Here is a 17974-nt window from a genome sequence, read left to right on the forward strand (position 1 = left end):
CGCTTTGGGTCATGCTCGATTTCATGATTTAATCAGTTTACCACAAAGGACGTGATTTGGGAGATTGTTGTTTCCAATTCCGATTTGATTATTGAGTTTTTTGTAATGAGAATGTTCGAATTTAATTCTTTTCTCAAATCCTTCCACTTTCAACTTGCTTAAGTTTTCCTTATCACCGAGGGATGCCTCTGACGAATCTGGGGGGATGGTAAGCTGATACCTGAGATGCTTCTTTGAAAAGATTGCTGAAGTATTACAAAGCTGATGAATAGAATAGTAATCAGATTGCTTCTTTGGAATGTAGTGTTGTATATTGGTTATTCCTCCTTTGCAAATTCTAACTTTTGGGACTGGGTAAGATCAAAAGAAACCAAGAGAAGGCCTTAAAGATTATTGTAATACTTAATCCATTCATTCAGCTGTTTGAAGTCTAACTTTCCCTTTGCAAGTTTAAGGTGATGAATGATTGCCAGAGATTTTTTCATTCTTGATTCAGGATTTTTCACGGTGGTGACTAGGTAGATTAGACTTCTTTGTTTACCTGGTGTCAACTTACGAAAATGGTAGTTTCCCTCTTCATCCTGATCCAATAGCACTTGTAACTCCTCAGGTACATCATGACCAAATTCACTTTGATCTCTGGATATTTTGACTGGAAATTGATTCTCCTCATCAAGTTCCAGTTTTTTCCTCAACTCCTGATTAACCAAGACATACCAATACTCTTTGGATTTCATCAAAGCCATGTGATATGGTCCTGAATCCTTGATCCAAATCAGTACCCTTCGATGTCGCTCATCCATCATTTGATCTGCGATTTCCAAAGGAACCGGTATATGAAAATGCCAATGGTTGAAATCGAATTTGTCCAATTTGCCTAAAAACTCCATAAATTTTTCACCTCAGAAATTGTAAATTTAAATTAAAGTTGAAATCCTCAGTCAAAGTAAATGAAGCCAAGATTTCTTCAAAAAATGAATGTGTTCAAAAGAAATACTCATTTTGGGGATTCATTGGTACATAATTCAACAGTATTGAAATTTTATATACCTCAAGATTAAAAAAGAAAGCCTATTTGAGGGTAATTAAAACACTTTTTTTCGGTTTTCATTCAGTAGGCACAAGCTTTGAAAGAATACACTTTAGCTTGAAATCAGAATTCTTTTGAAATTCTCAAATCGGTTTATTAGTCCAATAAAATCTTGGAAAAAGAAAACAAAAACGATTGGGATACGTGAATCAAATCGGACGAAAGCTTTTTCTCTTGTGAATATAAAATGCAGGGGAATAATAAATTTCATATTTTATTCATTTAGTTAACCACTAAACACTACAACAATGAAAAATTCAAAATTATCAATGGCCCTTTGGATAGGAGGATTAGTTTCCGGAGTTTTTGCAGGATACTATATTTATCAAAACAGAGAAAAACTAGGTCCTCAAAAGGACAAAATGATGAAAGTATTAAGCGACCTTCAGAAAACCAGCGAGCAGATTGGTAAAAAATTGAAGGAAGTAGGAATTGAAGGAATTGAGAAGGGTAAAAAGACTCTTGCTAAATCAACTCCCGAGTTGAATTAATTTCAATTCCACGATTATTGAAAAAGCCGCAATGAGATTTGCGGCTTTTTTGTTTTTTCGGGTATTTGGTCAAAAATTGTTTTCTTGAAAGCTGGTTTTTTGAAAGAACTCAACTCTATATTTCATCATGACTTTCTACTCTAAATTGCCTCATATCGGGACAACAATCTTCACGATTATGTCCCAACTGGCTTCTGAAGAAGGAGCACTCAATTTGTCCCAAGGTTTCCCGGGATTTGGGGCAGATCCAGTTTTGTTGGAATTAGTTGGAAAGTATGCACGGGAGGGTTACAATCAGTATGCACCCATGTCGGGAATTCCTGAACTGAGACAGGCTCTTGCTGAAAAAACAAGATTGACTCAAGGATATTTGCCGGATTTAGCAGATGAGGTGACGATTGTCTCCGGTGCTACTGAGGCTATTTTTTCTGCTGTTTCCGCTGTTGTCCGACAAGGTGATGAAGTAATTGTATTAGAACCTGCTTATGATAGTTATGAACCTGCAATCACCTTAAATGGGGGCGTTCCGATCTATTTGCCACTTAATTCGATTGATTTTTCTGTTGACTGGGAGAGAGTACAAGCCGCTATAACATCCAAAACGCGCGCGATTATGGTCAATTCCCCTCATAACCCAAGTGGTTTTGTTTGGAAGGAAAGTGATCTGGAAGCCCTAGCAAATTTAATTCGAGATCGGGAAATCTATGTAATCAGTGATGAGGTATATGAGCATATTACGTTTGATGGAGAAAAACACTTTTCGCTTGGAGCTCATTTGGAATTGCGCGCTAAAACATTCGTTTGCGGATCATTTGGTAAAACCTTTCATGTGACAGGCTGGAAAATAGGGTATTGCATCGCCCCGAAAAACCTAACGGATGAATTTCGAAAGATCCACCAATATGTCACATTCAGCACAGTGACCCCAATTCAATTTGCCTTGGCAGACTACCTCCAAGTGCCGGATCGATACCTTTCGATTTCGGCTTTTTATCAAAGAAAGCGAGATCTTTTTGCAAGGGGACTCGCCGAAACAGGTTTGAACATAATTCCAAGTCAAGGAAGTTTTTTCCAGATGGCTTCCTATTCCCATCTCTCTCAGATCTCAGATCAAGAACTTGCTAAGGAGATGACCAAAAAACTTAAAGTTGCCTGTATCCCAATTTCTGTTTTTTATTCAGATAAGAAGGATGATAAGATTATTCGATTTTGCTTTGCTAAAGAAGATCAAGTATTACTGGAAGCCCTTGAAAGATTGAAAAACCTGTCATTAGTTCTTTGAGGTTTCCTCATCAACCAGGTTAAGTCTAACCATGAAACAGGTTCCTTTGCCAACCTCAGATTTAGCTCGGATGGTACCTCCATGGCTAAAAATGATATTTTGGGTATTTGTCAACCCAAGCCCTGAACCTCCGGCCTTTTGAGTAAAAAAGGGTTCAAATATCCGTTCCAGATTTTCTTTTTCGATGCCAATTCCATTGTCACAAATTTCAATTTGACATTGATTGCCTCTCAAAATTGTTTTTAAGGTAAGTTCTCCGCCTTTCTCTTTCATAGCTTCTATTGCATTTACAAACAAATTCACAAAAGCAATTTTTATCTTTTCGGCATCCAGGGGTAGTTTAGCACGTTCCTTTTTGTACTTTTTAGTTATTTTGATTCCCTGTAATTCCAAACGATCATTGACTTCCTCTAAGGAACTGTCCAAAATCTTTTCGATTGAGATATTTTTAAGTTGTAAATCCGAAAATCTGGTACTTTCCAAAAGTTGTGAAACGAGGTGATTGATTCTATCACAATTCCTTTTGATCACCTCTATCAGATCTCCACTTGCCATTAAGATTTCCTTCGAAAGCTCTAAATTTAATTGATCTGCAGAAAGAACTATTGTTGTAAGTGGGTTTTTGACTTCATGGGCCAGAAGTCTTGCGATCCTGCCAGTAGAAGAGAATTTTTTCAAATTCAACTCCTCCTCCTCCCGTGCCTTCAGGGAACTTACATCTTTAATTAGTACTTGGTACTGATTTTCTTCCTGCAAGATTATACTGACTTGTGTACTGATTATAGTTCCTTCTTCAATATTGCAACTGGATTCAAATTCGAAGGATTCGATCTTTTTTGCTAAATCATTAACAAGTTTCTCTTTGGATTCAATATCCAAAAGCATATCAAAGAATAGAAGATCTTTCCCTTTTGGCTGTGTGTATGGATTTAAACCAAACTTGGAAATAAACATGGGATTGGCTTCTAAAATCTTACTTTGACTATCCATAAGAATAAAAGGATCAGCGGCTTTTTCGAAGATTAACCGAAATTTTTTACTGGTCTGCTCCAAAGTTTCCATGAGTTTGGAATCTCTTATGGCATATTGAAGTCTCCTTTCCAGTGTGGTCCCATCATACTGACCACGAATCAAAAAATCCGCAACACCGAGCTGCAATGCATCTGTATCTAAAAATTCGGCATCTATCCCCGAGAGCATGATCAATGGGGCATGTTTTCTCAACGCTTTGATTTCCTTAATCAAATTGAGCTGTTCGTCTTTTCCCGGATTATAGCCTACAAGAAAGACCGTATAGGAGTCCTTTAATTTGAGAAGTGCATCATCAATGGTCTCAGCCGTCTCAAGTACGTATTTGTTTTTTCGGGCAGTCTTTAATATAGAAGTTACCAGCTTCTGTTCCTCTTGATCATCGTCTACATATAGTATTCTAATGACTTCTTTTTCAACCATGACTAAAGTATAATTAAAATTTTAGGAAAAACTTGAATGTGTATAATCCATAAAATTCGTTACTAATCAGTCAATGATAAAATATGGAATAGTGCTGTAAGGTGGCAGTAATAATTTAAAATTGCAATTATCCCGATTTGGGCATTTTTTTTCCCTGTTTTTCATTCCAATTTGAGGAAAAATTGGCTTAAATGGTGTAATTTTTTGTCAAAACAGTGTAGAGACCTAGAAATAGGATTTTGGATAATGAGGCACAAAGATTGGGTACTGAGAGCTAAATAATCTATCTACTTAATCTAAAAAAAATGAACAATCTTTTGTACATCATTGCTGTGATTCTAGTTATTGGCTGGTTGATCGGTGTATTTGCCTACAGTGCTACAGGTATTATCCACGTATTATTGGTCATTGCAATAATTGCAATATTATTTAAGGTAATCGGAGGAAGATCTTTATAGACTATTGAATTATCGGCTTTTTCCAAACCTTAATTTGAAAGCTAAACCGCCTTTACAATATAGGAAGAAGCGAAAACTCAAAAGGCTCCATTTCGGATATCGTAAATGCATTTCTAAATTTAGGCATTTTTAAAAATGTTATCCTGAAATTCTAACGCATGCATTTAATGATGATTTTATGATTTTAAATCTCATATATAGCTATTGTTGGATTTGGGATGTCTTTTTTAGTAATCTAATTAATAATGAATACAAGTAAATAAAGTAAGTGGTTTGGGTAATTTAAAAAGGTGTGATCTTAGGTTACACCTTTTTCTTAAAACTTTTGTTCTCAAAACGGGGATGATCTAACATAGGATTGTGTTGATAAAATTAAAACGCATCCACAAATTTCCAAGATGAAAAAGCGTGTGATCCTAGTAGTAGATGATGAGGTTGAGATTCGGAATTTATTTTTTCGACACTTAGGAAAGAAAGGATTTATAGTTCATTTGGCTGGATCGATTGAGGAAGAGGAGAAGATTATGGATGTTTTAATTCCAGATCTAATTTTTTTGGATATTCATCTTCCAGATGGAAACGGCCTAGATGCTTTGAGAAAATTAAAACCTTACTGTGAAGACTGCAAGGTTATCATGATGAGTGCATTTGACCATTTAAAAGAGCGTAAAGAAGCTATCGCATCGGGTGCAATAGATTTCCTGAGTAAACCCTTTAGTCTTCATAAACTAAATCAGGTAATAGATTCTCGATTTAATTCTTCAAATAAAACCAAAGAAGACCATGGCTAACATTCTAATAATTGATGACAATTTGGACATTTGCCAGCTGTTGGATCGTTTTCTTACTAAAAAAGGACACGACGTCCAAACGACGATATCGGGTAAAACTGGATTAGAATATGTGAAAAAAACATATTTCGATTTGATTTTCTGCGATTTCAAATTGAGAGAAATGGATGGAAGAGAAATCCTCACTAAGGTGAAGGAAATCTCTCCAAGTACTCAAGTAGTCATCATCACCGGATATGGTGATGTGAAAATTGCCGTCGAGGTGATTAAAAATGGGGCATTTGATTACATCACTAAACCATTAATTCCAGATGAGATCTTGTTGCTTATAGACCGCTGTATGATTTTAAAGAAAAAGGATCATACCTATTCGGTAAACTTTGTAGCGCAGAAAAATAATTCTGAATCCAAAATTACTTCTAATAATGGTTCAAATGAGAAGTATCTCAGGGGGGTAGGTAAAGAATCGAAAAAACTGTACAAAGAAATTCAATTAGTCGCCCCGACTAATCTGAGTGTGGTAATCTATGGAGAAAGTGGAGCTGGAAAAGAAAATATTGCAAAAATAATTCACGAGCAAAGCGCCAGAGCCGGAAAACCATTTGTAGCGATCGATTGTGGTGCTTTGACAAAAGAATTAGCCGGTAGTGAACTCTGGGGTCATGAGAAAGGATCTTTTACGGGAGCTTTCTCAGATAAGGTAGGACAGTTTGAATTGGCAGATGGAGGAACTATCTTTTTGGATGAGATTTCAAATCTTTCCTATGAGATTCAAGTGGGACTTCTTCGATTGGTTCAAGAAAGAAAACTCAGAAGAATAGGAGGGGGCAAAGATAAATCTATCGATGTGCGAATTTTAGTCGCTTCAAATGAAGACCTGCGCAAATCAGTTCAGGAAGGTAAATTCAGAGAAGACCTATTCTTTAGGTTTAATGAATTTAGTATCACAGTACCTCCGCTTCGAGACAGAAAAGACGATATTGAGGCTTTTTCGATGCATTTCTTGGAATTGGCCAACGAGGAGTTGAACAAGGATATTACAGGTTTTGATCCTGAGGTGATAGAAGTTTTTTTGAATTATGACTGGCCGGGGAATCTGAGAGAAATGAGAAATGTCATTAGACGGGCTATTCTTTTGTCAAATGGGAAAAACATCAGTCTATCCGGCTTACCTCCTGAGGTCGTTTATGCGAAGAAATTTAATTTTAAAGATTCGGAAGAAGAGGAGGGGGAACATCATGAAGTTGCTCCTAAAGGAAATTCGATTTCAAGTTTGAAAAGCGCTGCTGCCGGAGCGGAAGCCGCAATTCTTCGAAAAGTTCTGGAAGATGTTAAATATAACCGGACCAAAGCTGCGCAACAATTAGGTATAGATCGTAAAACACTTTTCAATAAAATGAAACAGTATGATCTATAATCCTAATTAAGAAGATTCTTAGTCTGAATTTACTCTAATCGGGATATTTTTCCCCAAAAACATTAAAATTAATAATTTCTAAAAGTTAAAATATTGCAGTTCACCAATAGAAAAATGTTAATAATAGCCTTATTTGCCAATATTCTTCATCTTAAAGAGATTCGATTTGAAATAATGATCCTCGGCATGGGTTTTGGAAATATCCTGTAAATCTAATTTGATTTATTATGATAGATATTTCTACTTTTCATCCACAGGTGCATGCTTCCAATTTGATAGCACATCGAAAGGATCAAGATATTCCAACCTTTTCCACCTTACTTACTGAATTCAGAGTGTTTAGGAAAGAGTTAAATATATTTATTACAAATTATGTAGGGGATGATTACTTTGACTTTTTTCAAAGATTGTCAGAACTTCAATATTTGCTGGATTCTATCATTGTCAAAATGGAAAGCCACGCTAATTCTTATTTTGGCGTTCCATATTTACCTTTTTTTAGCAGTATACTTAATTATTCAACTAGTGAGTCTAAGCTAAAAGAGGTTACAGAATTAAATTGTATTTCTGAGGTTGTTGAAAGTTTGGATAGTCTGATTTTATCGACTACACAAGAAGGATCAGAGGCCATGAAAAATGAAAATTACTTGTCAGGTTCAATGCTCAAAGACTTTAATAAAGAGTTGGAAAAAAGCCGTTGGATATTCTATATGTTTTCAAAATATTAATAAAAGGGTGATAAAGTAAAAAGAACCGAAGATATTCTTCGGTTTTTTTTTGCTTTTTTTTTCAATGGAATCTAGATGAAAAGAAAAAACCCAAACACCAACTAAAATTCTTAATTACCTAACCTCCGGCAATGGTCAAGAAAGCGTTTATTTTGAGAGATGGAAAGGGTTCGAAATATTTCAAATAATACACCTTGTGAATTTCCTGCTTTTGCTACCTGCCCTATTCCTTCAAAAGAAAATCGCTTGATAGTTGCAATCCGCTCAAAGAAAAAAATTTCAACAAAAAAATAGGAAAAATCTGTCAACAAGCTAGCAAACAGATTTTTGAAAAATAGGTAAAACAGTTTGATTGGTTTCAGAATTACTGTTTCAACGAATTATTGAATTTCTAGGCCAAAGCTTTTCTACAGAATTCTACACATTTCTGCACTTCTTTGACAGCATCAGAACCTTCTGGAATCTGGTATTCCAATTCAATGGTAGCGGGGAATTTGTATTTATTTTTCCGCATCAAATTCAACATATCTCCAATTGGCGTGTCGCCGGATCCCCAGACTAGATTTCCTTTACCATTGGCTGGAGTCTGACGATCTTTGGTGTGCATGCTGAAGATTCTGGCGTGATGTTTTTCGATCAAAGGAATCAAATCAGAATGTCCTGCTGCTATATAATGTCCTGCATCAAGATTCAACCCATTCATTTTACTCTGAGTCAGGGCAGTATCCCAGAAGGTGAATGTTTCCTGCTCGTGTCCGTGATAGCCTACCCCCATTTTATGCTGCTCGCCTAAGTTGCCAAGTCTTAAAGTATGTGCGTCATCTGAAGGATGCTCCAGCGTTACATGACTTGCACCCAAAGCCTTGGCAGCATTCATTCCATAGGCGATGTCAGCATCTGTATTGTTTTGTCCAAATGCATTGGGTTTGAAGGCATAGATTGTCACACCTGCATCTTTATACATTTTGCGAACCTGCTCGAACTTTTTCATATCAGCCTTTGCTCTCCATTCTGATACTGTCTTATTGTAATCTTGAGCCTGAGCCTGCATATCTGCCAGTTCTTTGGTTTCGTCCTCAGTCAAGGCTTCACCTCGGCGTTGTTTACCCCCTAGCTGAAACATTTTTGCCCGATTGACCGGAGAAACGGGCATACCTGCAAAACTTTCTGCGGGATCTCCCATCAACTCGATGGAACTCAATCCACTTTCCACCACATACATCAATGTGGCCTCAGCACTTTGATCGGGCATGGATCGAAATGAATAAGTGATGCATCCGATCTTAACTCCATTTATTTCGGAATTTGGTTTATTAAGGGATTTGATAAATGCCGGGGCACCTTGTAACCAGGATGGTGCTACTGCAAGACCTGCAATACCAAGAGCTGATTTTTGTAGAAATTCTCTTCTGTTTTTCATGGTTCAATTGGGTTTGATTGAGTCGTTTATCAAAATATGACTTTTAATTGGATTTCTGCCTGAATTTGAAACGAGCCGATATTCTAAGCTTTATTTGGTAGAAATTTAATTTGAGTAATTATGACATGCGGGTTGTAGGCTTCATCTTCATTTATCGATAAATTCCTGCACTGATGGATTTTGAGGCGAAACTTGATTTTTTTGGTTTTTACTTTAAATCATCAATTAACCAACGTAAAAATGAAAACTAACTTATTCAGAAAAATCAGTTTGATCCTTGGGATCTTCATGTGGATGGTAGGGAGTGTTCAGGGGCAGGATAGCTCACTCCTTTGGAAAGTAAGTGGAAATGGACTTGAAAAGGAGTCTTATCTTTTTGGAACCATTCATATCATCTGCAAATCTGACTTTGTGATGGATCAGCGCATCAATACTGCATTTGAAAACTCTGAGGATTTAATTATGGAGCTTGATATGAGTGATCCTCAGCTTCAACTAAAGATGCAGCAAGTATCGATGAATCCCGGAATGAAAAACATTAAAGATGAAATGGATGCACCTTTGGCAACCTCACTTGATGAATTTCTTTTGAAAAACTATGGTGTAGGATTGGAACAGCTTGGAATTTTGAAGCCTTTTGTATTGAGTTCAATGGTATTGATTAAAGCGCTCCCATGTCCGGAAGTAGAAAGTTACGAGGCGTATTTCACAGAAAAAGCAACAGACTTAAAAAAGCCTATCGTTGGTCTTGAAACCGTGGAATTCCAGGTTGGTATATTTGACGAGATTCCTCAAGAATTACAATTTCAGGAACTAGGAAAAATGCTTTCGGAGGAATACTCCCAAAGTGAGTTTCAGACGATGATTTCTGCCTACTTAGCCGAGGATGTCATTGCTCTGGACAATGTAATGACTTCCAGCGGAATGATGTCAGAATATCGCTCCACTTTGCTGGATGGACGGAATAAGGCCTGGGTTCCAACTATAGAAGAAGCTATGAAATCCAAATCAGTTTTTGTAGCTGTAGGCGCAGGTCATTTAGGTGGTGAATTAGGTGTAATACAACTTCTAAAGAATGAGGGATACACAGTAGAACCAATCAAATAGACTAAAGGCAGCAAATTAAGCCTTTCAACGGATGACTAAGAATAAACCCACTTTTCCTAACAAATCAAAAATCTATTGGTTGCTCCAGGTTATTGGCTGGAGCTCCATTATTTTCATTGAGACTATCAATTACACGTTTTTCATCACTGGCGAATTCAAGTGGGAATTTCTCCGACAATTCCTCTTGTATGCTTCAGTGGGTTTGATTGTTTCACATTTTTACAAGACACTCTTTATTAAACAAGAAGTCTTCGAAAAAACCCTTTCCAAAATATGGATTAGGGCTTTTTTTGATGTGATGATCATTACTACCATAATGGTGGTTTTTCTATATCTACCCTATGTTATTTATGATTTGAGTACCCTAATGAAAAGTGAATTTTGGATTACTTTCTTTGGACAAATCATGAATCTGGGTAGATATGCCATTGTTTGGATCATTATCTATTACCTCTATCACCTCCTAAAGCAAAATTCTGAGATTACCGAGCAGAAGCTTCTTATTGAAAATGTGGCCAAATCCGCTGAACTTGAATTGCTGAAGAACCAATTGAATCCACATTTCCTCTTCAATGCATTAAATAGTATCAAAGCATTGGTTTTGATTGATCAAGAAAAGGCAAGAGATGCCATCATCAAACTATCTGAATTGTTGCGCTTCACGCTCAACTATGAAAAAGCACCGTTGATTGCTCTCAATGAAGAAATCAATGAGGTGATCAAATATTTGGAACTTGAACAGATTCGGTTTGGAAAGCGACTTGATGTTCACATTTCCCTTGAAGAAGAGACCTTGGACCTTAAGGTTCCACCAGCGATGGTATTAACTTTAGCGGAAAATGCCATCAAACACGGAATTACGCAACTTCCAGAAGGTGGGGGGATTTGGATTCACAGCAAAGTTCGAGGTAATCTTCTGACGCTGGAAATCATTAATTCGGGCCAATTGAAGTCTACATTTAATCTTGGAATAGGCTTACAAAACCTACAGGTGCGACTTCAAAGCCTGTTCTCTGGCAAAGCATCATTTTACTTAGATGCTTTGCCGGATGCTAAAGTTGTCGCAAGAATCTCTTATCCTATAGAATAAAATGAAGAAACGTGTCTATTTAATCGATGATGAACTACTCGCTCTGGAGGAATTGAAAGTGCTGCTTTTGCCATTTGAAGATTTGGAGATCGTCGGTTTTTCGGATCGAGTGGAGCAGGCGATCGATGATTGCAATTCACTTAAACCTGATCTGATTTTCTTGGATATTAACATGCCTGGAAAAGATGGGTTTGAGTTTCTGGAAAGTTTGGAAGAAGTCCGGGAAGTCATTTTCGTTACTGCCTACGATCAGTTTGCGATTAAAGCCTTTGAAGTAAATGCCTTGGATTATTTGCTCAAGCCCTTAAATCCTAAAAGATTGGCTGAAGCAATCCAGAGATTTCGAGCTAAAAGCCAATCTTCAGAAAATCTGACCGAAGAACGACTCAGCGCTGATAAGAAGATTTTCATCAAAGACGGAGAAAAGTGTCATTTTGTGCCTGTTTCCAAAATTTTCCTCCTGGAAAGTGTGGGGAATTATGTTCGTGTCTTCTATGAAAATCAGCAGCCACTATTGCACAAATCTTTGACCTATCTGGAGCAAAAACTTCCGGAGGAATTATTTTTTAGAGCTAACAGGCAGTATATGTTCAACTTGGACTTTATTGACAAAATCGAACCCTACTTCAACAGCACATTGCTGATTGTAATGAAATCTGGACATAAAATTGACTTGAGTCAGCGACAGAGTGCGAAGTTTCGGGAGATCACGGGGGTTTAGTCTTGTAAGAAGTAAGTGGTCAGTGGTAAGTGGTCTTAAAACTATTCACTTTTTACTACAAAATCCTAACATTTTTTAAATTCGAGATTTTGTAGCGAAAGGTACTTTCGTTTCGTTTTATTTGAAAACGATTTTATGAAGACAAGACTATTTTATCTGGTGCTCTTTTTGATCTGCTTTCAGTTATTGTCTTGTGCTGAAGATGACAATCTTCCTTTGGTGGATTTAGCTGTTTTAATCGACTCTGAAGCCTATAATTCGGCGCTTTCAGACAATTATGTCATTCAATCCATAAAAATAAACGGAGATTTTTTGATTATTAAATTCAGTGCAAGTGGATGTAGCGGAGAGAGTTGGAAAGTAAAGCTGATTGATTCTGGAGCTTTGGCATATTCTTTTCCTCCTCAGCGGTATTTGGTTTTATCACTTGAAAACAATGAAGAATGCGAGGCATATATAACCAAAGAACTGGCTTTTGATATCTCGGCCTTGCGCGGCGTGTCAACCAACAAAGTTTGGTTAAACTTTAAAAATTTTGAGAAAGGAATTCTTTATGAATATTAGGCTTAAATAGGGCCAAAACTCAAAAATAAGACTTTGACTCGCTGCCAACTGCGACTGCCTACTGACCACTTACTTCTCACTATTTACCACTTACAATTTTCCTTTTACTTCTTAATTCACAAACTTCTCAATACCCCACAGCTTTATCATCTCCTCTCGGATCGGCGCCCCCTTCGAGTTTGCCATTTGGTAAAATCAAGATTGCATCTACTTTTCCAATGATGGGGCTGTTATTTTCATTGATGATGTATCCTCGAGATTTGAGGATTGCGATCAAAACCGAGTCAAATGAATCAGGCTCAAAATTTACCAAATCAGGTAGCCATTGGTGATGAAAACGGGGATATTCTACAGCTTCTTGCATTCCCATTCCAAATTCAGCGACATGGAGAATCGTCTGAAGGACCGAGGTAATGATGGTCGATCCACCTGGAGTTCCTACCACCATCCAAAGCTTGCCGTCTTTTTCTACAATGGTAGGAGTCATGGAACTGAGCATTCGCTTGCCGGGAGCTATGCTATTTGCCTCGGCACCGATCAGCCCAAACATATTAGGCACTCCAACTTTTGCACTGAAATCGTCCATTTCATTGTTCATGAAAAAGCCTAATTCATCAATGTAAACCTTAGAGCCATAGCCGCCATTCAAGGTAGTAGTCACTGAAACCGCATTCCCTTCTGCATCCACTATGGAATAATGAGTGGTCTCCATACTTTCTGAAAATGCAATTTCACCCCTAGCGATATCTTCAGATTTTGTTGCTTGCGCAAAGCTGAAAGACTCCATTCTTGACTTGAGGTAATCTGAATCAATTAATTGATAAACAGGTATTTCTGAAAAATCAGGATCGCCCAAATAGTAATTACGGTCAGCATAAGCTCTTCGCTCGGCTTCCACCAAAACCTGAATGTATTCTGGTGAATGATGTCCGAAATTTTTTAAATCATGCGGCTCAATCATTCCAAAAATCTGGGCCAGAGTCACTCCTCCAGAACTTGGTGGAGCCATGGAAATTATTTTCAAATCACGATAAGGGAACACCAAGGGATCTCTCCACTTTGCTTCATAAGAAGCAAGATCCTCCCCCGATATTATCCCGCCTTTATCTTGGATATGTTTGGCTAGAATTTTCGCAGTTTCTCCTTTGTAGAATTCATCACGACCATTCTTGGCGATCCGTTCTAGAGTTGTCGCCAAAACTGGAATTCTTAAAGTATCTCCTGCATTGATTTTTTGACCAAAAAAGGTGTCGGTTCCATTGACTTCGATGAAAACCTGTCGCGCTCGCTGAAGTCTTTCTGCTTGTCTTGGCGTAATAACAAACCCGTTTTTAGCCAAATCAATTACAGGCTGAAGGATATCAGATGGATCGAGTTTCCCAAATTTCGCCTGCGCTTCAAAGATTCCTGCGATGGTTCCGGGAACTCCCGAAGCCAAAGCTCCTTGAGTGCTTAGATTGGATAGAAACTCTCCATTTTCATCCAAAAACATGTCTTTAGATGCAGCCAATGGAGCTTTTTCGCGATAGTCAATCGATCCAACTGAACCGTCTGCCATTCGATAAACCATAAAACCACCGCCTCCAAGATTGCCTGCAAAAGGGAAAGTTACGGCCAAAGCCATCTCTGTGGCCATCATAGCATCAAAGGCATTTCCTCCTTTTAGGAGAATTTCCAAACCTATCTTTGAAGCTTCTTCCCGTGCTGTGACCACCATCGCTTTATCAGCGATCAAGCCTTGTTTTCGGAAAGCTTCATTTTCCTTTTTTCCGCAGGAAAAAAACAGAAGGAAACAGATTAAAATGATGAAAGTCGTGATGCTCCGCATTATTTACTTTCTAATAGGGTTGTGTTGAATAACTTCAATATTCTCTTGTATTCATCAGCCCAAGAGCTAGGCTCAATGAATCCGTGATCTTCCACCGGATAAAGGGCCATTTCCCAATTATCTTTGCCAAGTTCTATCAAGCGCTGAGATAATCTAACTACATCCTGAAAATGAACATTGGTATCGACCATGCCATGTGCGATCAGGAGATTTCCTTGCAGGCCTTCGGCAAAATAGATCGGGGAGGAGCGGCGGTAGGCGATAGGATCTTCTTCAGGGGTATTCAGGATATTGGCTGTGTAGCCGTGATTATAATGCGCCCAATCTGTCACAGATCGTAGGGCTGCACCGGATTTGAACACATCAGGATGATTGAAAAGCGCCATCAAAGTGATAAACCCTCCATAGCTTCCGCCATAAATACCGATACTTTGGGAATTCACGCCGTGATGCTCTACCAGATATTTTACACCATCTACGTGGTCAGACAGGTCTTTTCCACCCATGTGTCGGTAAATTCCTGTTCTCCAATCCCGACCATATCCCGCGGAAGCCCGATAATCCATATCTAAAACTGTATAACCCAAGTCCGTCAGCAGGTTATGAAACATATACTCTCGGAAATAGGTGCTCCACCATTTGTGGGCATTTTGCAGGTAGCCGGCACCATGGACAAATATCACTGCTGCACCATTTTTCTTTGATGCTTCCGGCAAATAAAGCCTAGCCGGTACCTGCGCTCCGTCCTGTGCTGCAAAGCGAACAATCTGAGGATCTCTCCAATTGTACGCCTTGAATTCTTCGCTTTGACCGGAGGTCAGTTTTTGAGGTTTTGACCCGACCTTATTATCCTGAACATAAAGCTCAGCAGGTATATTGCTGTAGGAATAAATAATTGCCAGCTTCTTTTCATCCGGGGAAAGAACGACACTATTATTACCCATCATGGTGGTAAGTTTTTCAATTTTTCCGCCCATTACAGGCATCCGATAGAAATGTCTTTCTCCTGGATCTACTTCGGAAGTAGTCAGATACCAATATTTTTTATCCTTTGATAGAAAGGGGTCAAAGACCTCGAATTTACCACTGGTAAGGGCTTTTTTTGCTCCTGATGGAACATTAAGAAGGTACATATGAGAATAGCCGCTTTCTTCGGATTGAAAATAGATGTGCTGATTATCCGGTAGCCAACCCAAAACTCCACCACCAAAACCACCACCAACACCAGGGCCTCCGATCCAAGCCTCATCCCGCTGCCGATCCAAAATTTTGAGTTCGCCTGTCGTCAGATTTACTTCAGTGATCCAGCGATCCTTGTTATCAAAAGCGCGGACTTGGATGATTGCTCTTTTTCCATCCGGAGAAAACACCGGTCCTGAAAGGGTGATGTCTCGCTCTTTTTCTTCCCATTTTTTTTCAGGATAATCGCTGGTAAAATCAGGTAGATCTTTGATTCCAGGTAAACTGGATGTAGTCACGAAATAAACCGTATCCCTAGTCAGATCATAAATTCCGATTTCAACTTTAGCGGGTTTCGTCCCAACTTTTGATCTGGAACTCAGATTCTCAGTGTATCCTGAAGCATCGACATAGTTGGGAACTGCGGTATTTTTGTTAGCAGCTGGCGTGAAAATCGAAAAGGTTGCAAACTTTTCATCCGGTGAAAGTTGAAGGTTTGATAGGTTTTTGCCTTGGGTATAATAGACGAATTTGCTGATTGATGCCTCCCTAATAGCCGTGCGGTAAGCTCTGGATTTTTCCTGTGCTTCTTTTCGCTCCCGCACTACGTTTAGCAATTCAAGGTTTTCGGCTTCTAAAAATCCCCGTTTTGATTCTGCACTTTCTCCTGTAGTTGCCGCCGGTGCAGCGGGTTTTGATCCATTTGATATACTTGTGATTTTGGTTACAGCTTTTGTGGAGCGATCATAGACGTAGATATTCCCTCCGGAATTGAAAGAAATTCTATTCTCGTTAGCAAGAAATTGAAGGTTGGAAATGGGCTCTGTCCATTCCAGCAGAGTTGATGATGTCTTCTTTTTTTGTTCTTCAAGGATTATAGAATTGTCCTTTCGGTAGATTCTCAAGCGCTGATCTGAGTTGAAAACCGACACGGGTTTACTCAGAGCTTTTTCTTCAGGCCAATGCACCTTAGAGATTTGGGTAGGCCTGTTCAAATCGATTTTATAGAGTGAGTCTGCGGGATCTTTTTCCAGATTGTATTTGAAGTACAGCTGATTACCATCCTCACTCCAAAAGGGGGAAGAAGGAAAGGTGCCCAACCATTTTGGATCCCGCATGATGTAATCTACTGAGAGGGTACTCTGTGCAAATGATTCGGTTAGATATAAGAAAAGAAAGGCCAGGAGAAAGAGTTTTCTCTGCATAATGGGGCGGGTAAATAAAATTTGAACGTTAATTAATTGCCGAAACGAAAATCTTCAATTCGGACTCGATGAGCCGAAGTTGCTCCTGAAGGGAATCATTAAGGGAAGAAGAATTCTCCAAATTAGCCTCAATTTCCTCCAGTGTTTTTCTGGTTTTGATTGCACCAATGTAACTCATACTTGGTTTGGCTTTGTGACATCTTTTTTTGATGGTACTAAAATCCCCATCAATATAAAACGAACTCAATTCCTTTAAATCTTTGATATTAGTATCCAAAATTATTTGGATCATTTCTCGAAGCATATCCGGGTCATCATCCCCAAAATACTGATAAATGGACTGCTCACTGATGATTTGGTACATATGCGGGTGAAAAAGGGTGTGAACTGATAAAAAACTTATTTAGCGACTTGGTCCTTAAATTTAAAAACATTTTTCAAAAAGCCTTATTTCCTTTTAATCAGTTTTAATTTTGGACTGTTTAAAACATCTGAGTCTTAATTTTGTCTTCGTTTTAGAGCTTTGTAAAATCGATGAGTAGGAATAAAAAAATCTTCCTTGTTTTGGCTGTAATATTCATGCTGATTATGCTATGGATTGGTTATGACATTTCACAGCGAACAACTTTTCCGGGCTCCAAGGGAAACCTGAAGGAGCGAATCTCGACCGAGGTAGAAACAGAAAAAAAATGACAGGTAAAAAAATAGATGTTGACCGGATCGATCTGGACCGGATGAAAGAAAAAACTACCGATAACCCGGGAATGCTGCCTTATGCCCATCACTCCGGCAGTGCAATCATCAAACCGGAAGATAAAGGTAAAATTACAGGCCGAGCTGTAGCAGCGATGCACAGTCAGACTGACATGCAAATGGCGCAAATTTATGATCAGATGCGGCTGTTGGCTGATCAGGCAAAGAAAATTCAATCCAGAATTGAGGTTTCAGAGCGTATTTATCAAGCTTCCATCGCTTTTGAACCTTTGATCAATCATCGTTATTTTTTGTATCAAAAAGGTGATGGAACAGACTTCATGAGTATGATCGCTCCGGAGGAGTGGGGAAGAAAAAAGGATTGGGCAACCTTTATCGCAGAGGTAAAACTGCTTGCTGACCACACATGGGACATTCTCCGAGAAAATAGCTAAGCC

19 protein-coding genes are annotated in these 17974 nt (G+C 38.5%); 13 read left to right on the top strand and 6 right to left on the bottom strand.

Features of this window, described 5'->3' with window-relative positions; all coding sequences use genetic code 11:
• Nucleotides 1-383: 383 nt before the first annotated feature.
• Nucleotides 384-890, bottom strand: coding sequence for a YdeI/OmpD-associated family protein (locus ACK4HU_RS00660; protein ID WP_409802849.1), 507 nt, complete (start codon nt 888-890; stop codon nt 384-386).
• 448 nt (nt 891-1338) lie between these two features.
• Here ACK4HU_RS00660 and ACK4HU_RS00665 point away from each other — a divergent pair, with 448 nt between their 5' ends.
• A complete protein-coding gene (locus tag ACK4HU_RS00665; protein WP_409802851.1) occupies nt 1339-1581 on the top strand; it encodes a hypothetical protein in 243 nt (80 codons plus the stop codon).
• A gap of 127 nt (nt 1582-1708) precedes the next feature.
• On the top strand, nt 1709-2863 hold the full coding sequence (locus ACK4HU_RS00670; protein WP_409802852.1) for a methionine aminotransferase: 1155 nt from the start codon (nt 1709-1711) through the stop codon (nt 2861-2863).
• Here ACK4HU_RS00670 and ACK4HU_RS00675 read toward each other — a convergent pair.
• A complete protein-coding gene (locus tag ACK4HU_RS00675) occupies nt 2852-4315 on the bottom strand; it encodes an ATP-binding protein (protein WP_409802854.1) in 1464 nt (487 codons plus the stop codon). The two genes, ACK4HU_RS00670 and ACK4HU_RS00675, sit on opposite strands and share 12 nt — an antisense overlap.
• A 305-nt stretch (nt 4316-4620) precedes the next feature.
• Here ACK4HU_RS00675 and ACK4HU_RS00680 point away from each other — a divergent pair, with 305 nt between their 5' ends.
• The 5 genes from ACK4HU_RS00680 (at nt 4621) to ACK4HU_RS00700 (ending at nt 8003) form a co-directional block, all read left to right on the top strand.
• Complete coding sequence (locus ACK4HU_RS00680; RefSeq protein WP_409802855.1) at nt 4621-4773, top strand: lmo0937 family membrane protein; 153 nt, start codon at nt 4621-4623, stop codon at nt 4771-4773.
• 398 nt (nt 4774-5171) lie between these two features.
• A complete protein-coding gene (locus ACK4HU_RS00685) occupies nt 5172-5564 on the top strand; it encodes a response regulator (RefSeq protein WP_409802856.1) in 393 nt (130 codons plus the stop codon).
• Nucleotides 5557-6981 (top strand): sigma-54-dependent transcriptional regulator, encoded by a 1425-nt coding sequence (locus ACK4HU_RS00690; protein WP_409802858.1) that lies wholly within the window; start codon nt 5557-5559, stop codon nt 6979-6981. The genes ACK4HU_RS00685 and ACK4HU_RS00690 overlap by 8 nt, the downstream gene beginning before the upstream one ends.
• A gap of 227 nt (nt 6982-7208) precedes the next feature.
• Complete coding sequence (locus tag ACK4HU_RS00695; RefSeq protein ID WP_409802860.1) at nt 7209-7709, top strand: hypothetical protein; 501 nt, start codon at nt 7209-7211, stop codon at nt 7707-7709.
• Between the two features lie 159 nt (nt 7710-7868).
• Nucleotides 7869-8003 carry a DUF1684 domain-containing protein gene (locus ACK4HU_RS00700; protein ID WP_409802861.1) on the top strand — a complete coding sequence of 45 codons (135 nt, stop codon included), beginning with the start codon at nt 7869-7871 and terminating at the stop codon, nt 8001-8003.
• A gap of 97 nt (nt 8004-8100) precedes the next feature.
• Here the strand turns inward: ACK4HU_RS00700 and ACK4HU_RS00705 are convergent, their stop codons facing one another.
• Nucleotides 8101-9129, bottom strand: coding sequence for a sugar phosphate isomerase/epimerase family protein (locus ACK4HU_RS00705; RefSeq protein ID WP_409802863.1), 1029 nt, complete (start codon nt 9127-9129; stop codon nt 8101-8103).
• 240 nt (nt 9130-9369) lie between these two features.
• Between ACK4HU_RS00705 and ACK4HU_RS00710 the strand changes: the two genes are divergently transcribed.
• The 4 genes from ACK4HU_RS00710 (at nt 9370) to ACK4HU_RS00725 (ending at nt 12611) form a co-directional block, all read left to right on the top strand.
• Complete coding sequence (locus ACK4HU_RS00710) at nt 9370-10236, top strand: TraB/GumN family protein (RefSeq protein ID WP_409802864.1); 867 nt, start codon at nt 9370-9372, stop codon at nt 10234-10236.
• A gap of 31 nt (nt 10237-10267) precedes the next feature.
• Nucleotides 10268-11326, top strand: a complete 1059-nt coding sequence (locus ACK4HU_RS00715; protein ID WP_409802866.1) for a sensor histidine kinase — start codon at nt 10268-10270, stop codon at nt 11324-11326.
• Nucleotide 11327: 1 nt separating this feature from the next.
• Nucleotides 11328-12047 (top strand): LytR/AlgR family response regulator transcription factor, encoded by a 720-nt coding sequence (locus ACK4HU_RS00720; RefSeq protein WP_409802867.1) that lies wholly within the window; start codon nt 11328-11330, stop codon nt 12045-12047.
• A 135-nt stretch (nt 12048-12182) separates the two neighbouring features.
• The gene (locus tag ACK4HU_RS00725) at nt 12183-12611 is read left to right on the top strand and encodes a hypothetical protein (protein WP_409802869.1); all 429 of its coding nucleotides are present in this window, start codon (nt 12183-12185) and stop codon (nt 12609-12611) included.
• Nucleotides 12612-12738: 127 nt separating this feature from the next.
• Here ACK4HU_RS00725 and ggt read toward each other — a convergent pair whose 3' ends face one another.
• The 3 genes from ggt to ACK4HU_RS00740 are packed head-to-tail and all read right to left on the bottom strand — an operon-like array spanning nt 12739 to nt 17187.
• Nucleotides 12739-14439 carry a gamma-glutamyltransferase gene (gene ggt, locus ACK4HU_RS00730; RefSeq protein WP_409802870.1) on the bottom strand — a complete coding sequence of 567 codons (1701 nt, stop codon included), beginning with the start codon at nt 14437-14439 and terminating at the stop codon, nt 12739-12741.
• Nucleotides 14439-16823: a prolyl oligopeptidase family serine peptidase gene (locus ACK4HU_RS00735; protein ID WP_409802872.1), complete on the bottom strand. Its 2385-nt coding sequence runs from the start codon at nt 16821-16823 to the stop codon at nt 14439-14441. The genes ggt and ACK4HU_RS00735 overlap by 1 nt, the downstream gene beginning before the upstream one ends.
• 28 nt (nt 16824-16851) lie before the next feature.
• Nucleotides 16852-17187: an Hpt domain-containing protein gene (locus ACK4HU_RS00740; RefSeq protein WP_409802873.1), complete on the bottom strand. Its 336-nt coding sequence runs from the start codon at nt 17185-17187 to the stop codon at nt 16852-16854.
• Nucleotides 17188-17357: 170 nt separating this feature from the next.
• On the opposite strand from ACK4HU_RS00740, the gene ACK4HU_RS00745 reads away from it, so the two are divergent.
• Nucleotides 17358-17516, top strand: coding sequence for a hypothetical protein (locus ACK4HU_RS00745; protein ID WP_409802875.1), 159 nt, complete (start codon nt 17358-17360; stop codon nt 17514-17516).
• A complete protein-coding gene (locus ACK4HU_RS00750) occupies nt 17513-17971 on the top strand; it encodes a DUF2452 domain-containing protein (protein WP_409802876.1) in 459 nt (152 codons plus the stop codon). Before ACK4HU_RS00745 ends, ACK4HU_RS00750 begins: the two co-directional genes overlap by 4 nt.
• The last annotated feature ends 3 nt before the right edge of the window (nt 17972-17974 follow it).

The sequence above is a fragment of the Algoriphagus sp. genome, assembly GCF_046296635.1.
Taxonomy (GTDB): domain Bacteria; phylum Bacteroidota; class Bacteroidia; order Cytophagales; family Cyclobacteriaceae; genus Algoriphagus.

Bases quoted from the DNA above. Each gene is read 5' to 3' on its own strand.
- ACK4HU_RS00660 (WP_409802849.1), bottom strand. From the start codon at position 890: ATGGAGTTTTTAGGCAAATTGGACAAATTCGATTTCAACCATTGGCAT.
- ACK4HU_RS00665 (WP_409802851.1), top strand. From the start codon at position 1,339: ATGAAAAATTCAAAATTATCAATGGCCCTTTGGATAGGAGGATTAGTT.
- ACK4HU_RS00670 (WP_409802852.1), top strand. From the start codon at position 1,709: ATGACTTTCTACTCTAAATTGCCTCATATCGGGACAACAATCTTCACG.
- ACK4HU_RS00675 (WP_409802854.1), bottom strand. From the start codon at position 4,315: ATGGTTGAAAAAGAAGTCATTAGAATACTATATGTAGACGATGATCAA.
- ACK4HU_RS00680 (WP_409802855.1), top strand. From the start codon at position 4,621: ATGAACAATCTTTTGTACATCATTGCTGTGATTCTAGTTATTGGCTGG.
- ACK4HU_RS00685 (WP_409802856.1), top strand. From the start codon at position 5,172: ATGAAAAAGCGTGTGATCCTAGTAGTAGATGATGAGGTTGAGATTCGG.
- ACK4HU_RS00690 (WP_409802858.1), top strand. From the start codon at position 5,557: ATGGCTAACATTCTAATAATTGATGACAATTTGGACATTTGCCAGCTG.
- ACK4HU_RS00695 (WP_409802860.1), top strand. From the start codon at position 7,209: ATGATAGATATTTCTACTTTTCATCCACAGGTGCATGCTTCCAATTTG.
- ACK4HU_RS00700 (WP_409802861.1), top strand. From the start codon at position 7,869: ATGGAAAGGGTTCGAAATATTTCAAATAATACACCTTGTGAATTTCCT.
- ACK4HU_RS00705 (WP_409802863.1), bottom strand. From the start codon at position 9,129: ATGAAAAACAGAAGAGAATTTCTACAAAAATCAGCTCTTGGTATTGCA.
- ACK4HU_RS00710 (WP_409802864.1), top strand. From the start codon at position 9,370: ATGAAAACTAACTTATTCAGAAAAATCAGTTTGATCCTTGGGATCTTC.
- ACK4HU_RS00715 (WP_409802866.1), top strand. From the start codon at position 10,268: ATGACTAAGAATAAACCCACTTTTCCTAACAAATCAAAAATCTATTGG.
- ACK4HU_RS00720 (WP_409802867.1), top strand. From the start codon at position 11,328: ATGAAGAAACGTGTCTATTTAATCGATGATGAACTACTCGCTCTGGAG.
- ACK4HU_RS00725 (WP_409802869.1), top strand. From the start codon at position 12,183: ATGAAGACAAGACTATTTTATCTGGTGCTCTTTTTGATCTGCTTTCAG.
- ggt (WP_409802870.1), bottom strand. From the start codon at position 14,439: ATGCGGAGCATCACGACTTTCATCATTTTAATCTGTTTCCTTCTGTTT.
- ACK4HU_RS00735 (WP_409802872.1), bottom strand. From the start codon at position 16,823: ATGCAGAGAAAACTCTTTCTCCTGGCCTTTCTTTTCTTATATCTAACC.
- ACK4HU_RS00740 (WP_409802873.1), bottom strand. From the start codon at position 17,187: ATGTACCAAATCATCAGTGAGCAGTCCATTTATCAGTATTTTGGGGAT.
- ACK4HU_RS00745 (WP_409802875.1), top strand. From the start codon at position 17,358: ATGAGTAGGAATAAAAAAATCTTCCTTGTTTTGGCTGTAATATTCATG.
- ACK4HU_RS00750 (WP_409802876.1), top strand. From the start codon at position 17,513: ATGACAGGTAAAAAAATAGATGTTGACCGGATCGATCTGGACCGGATG.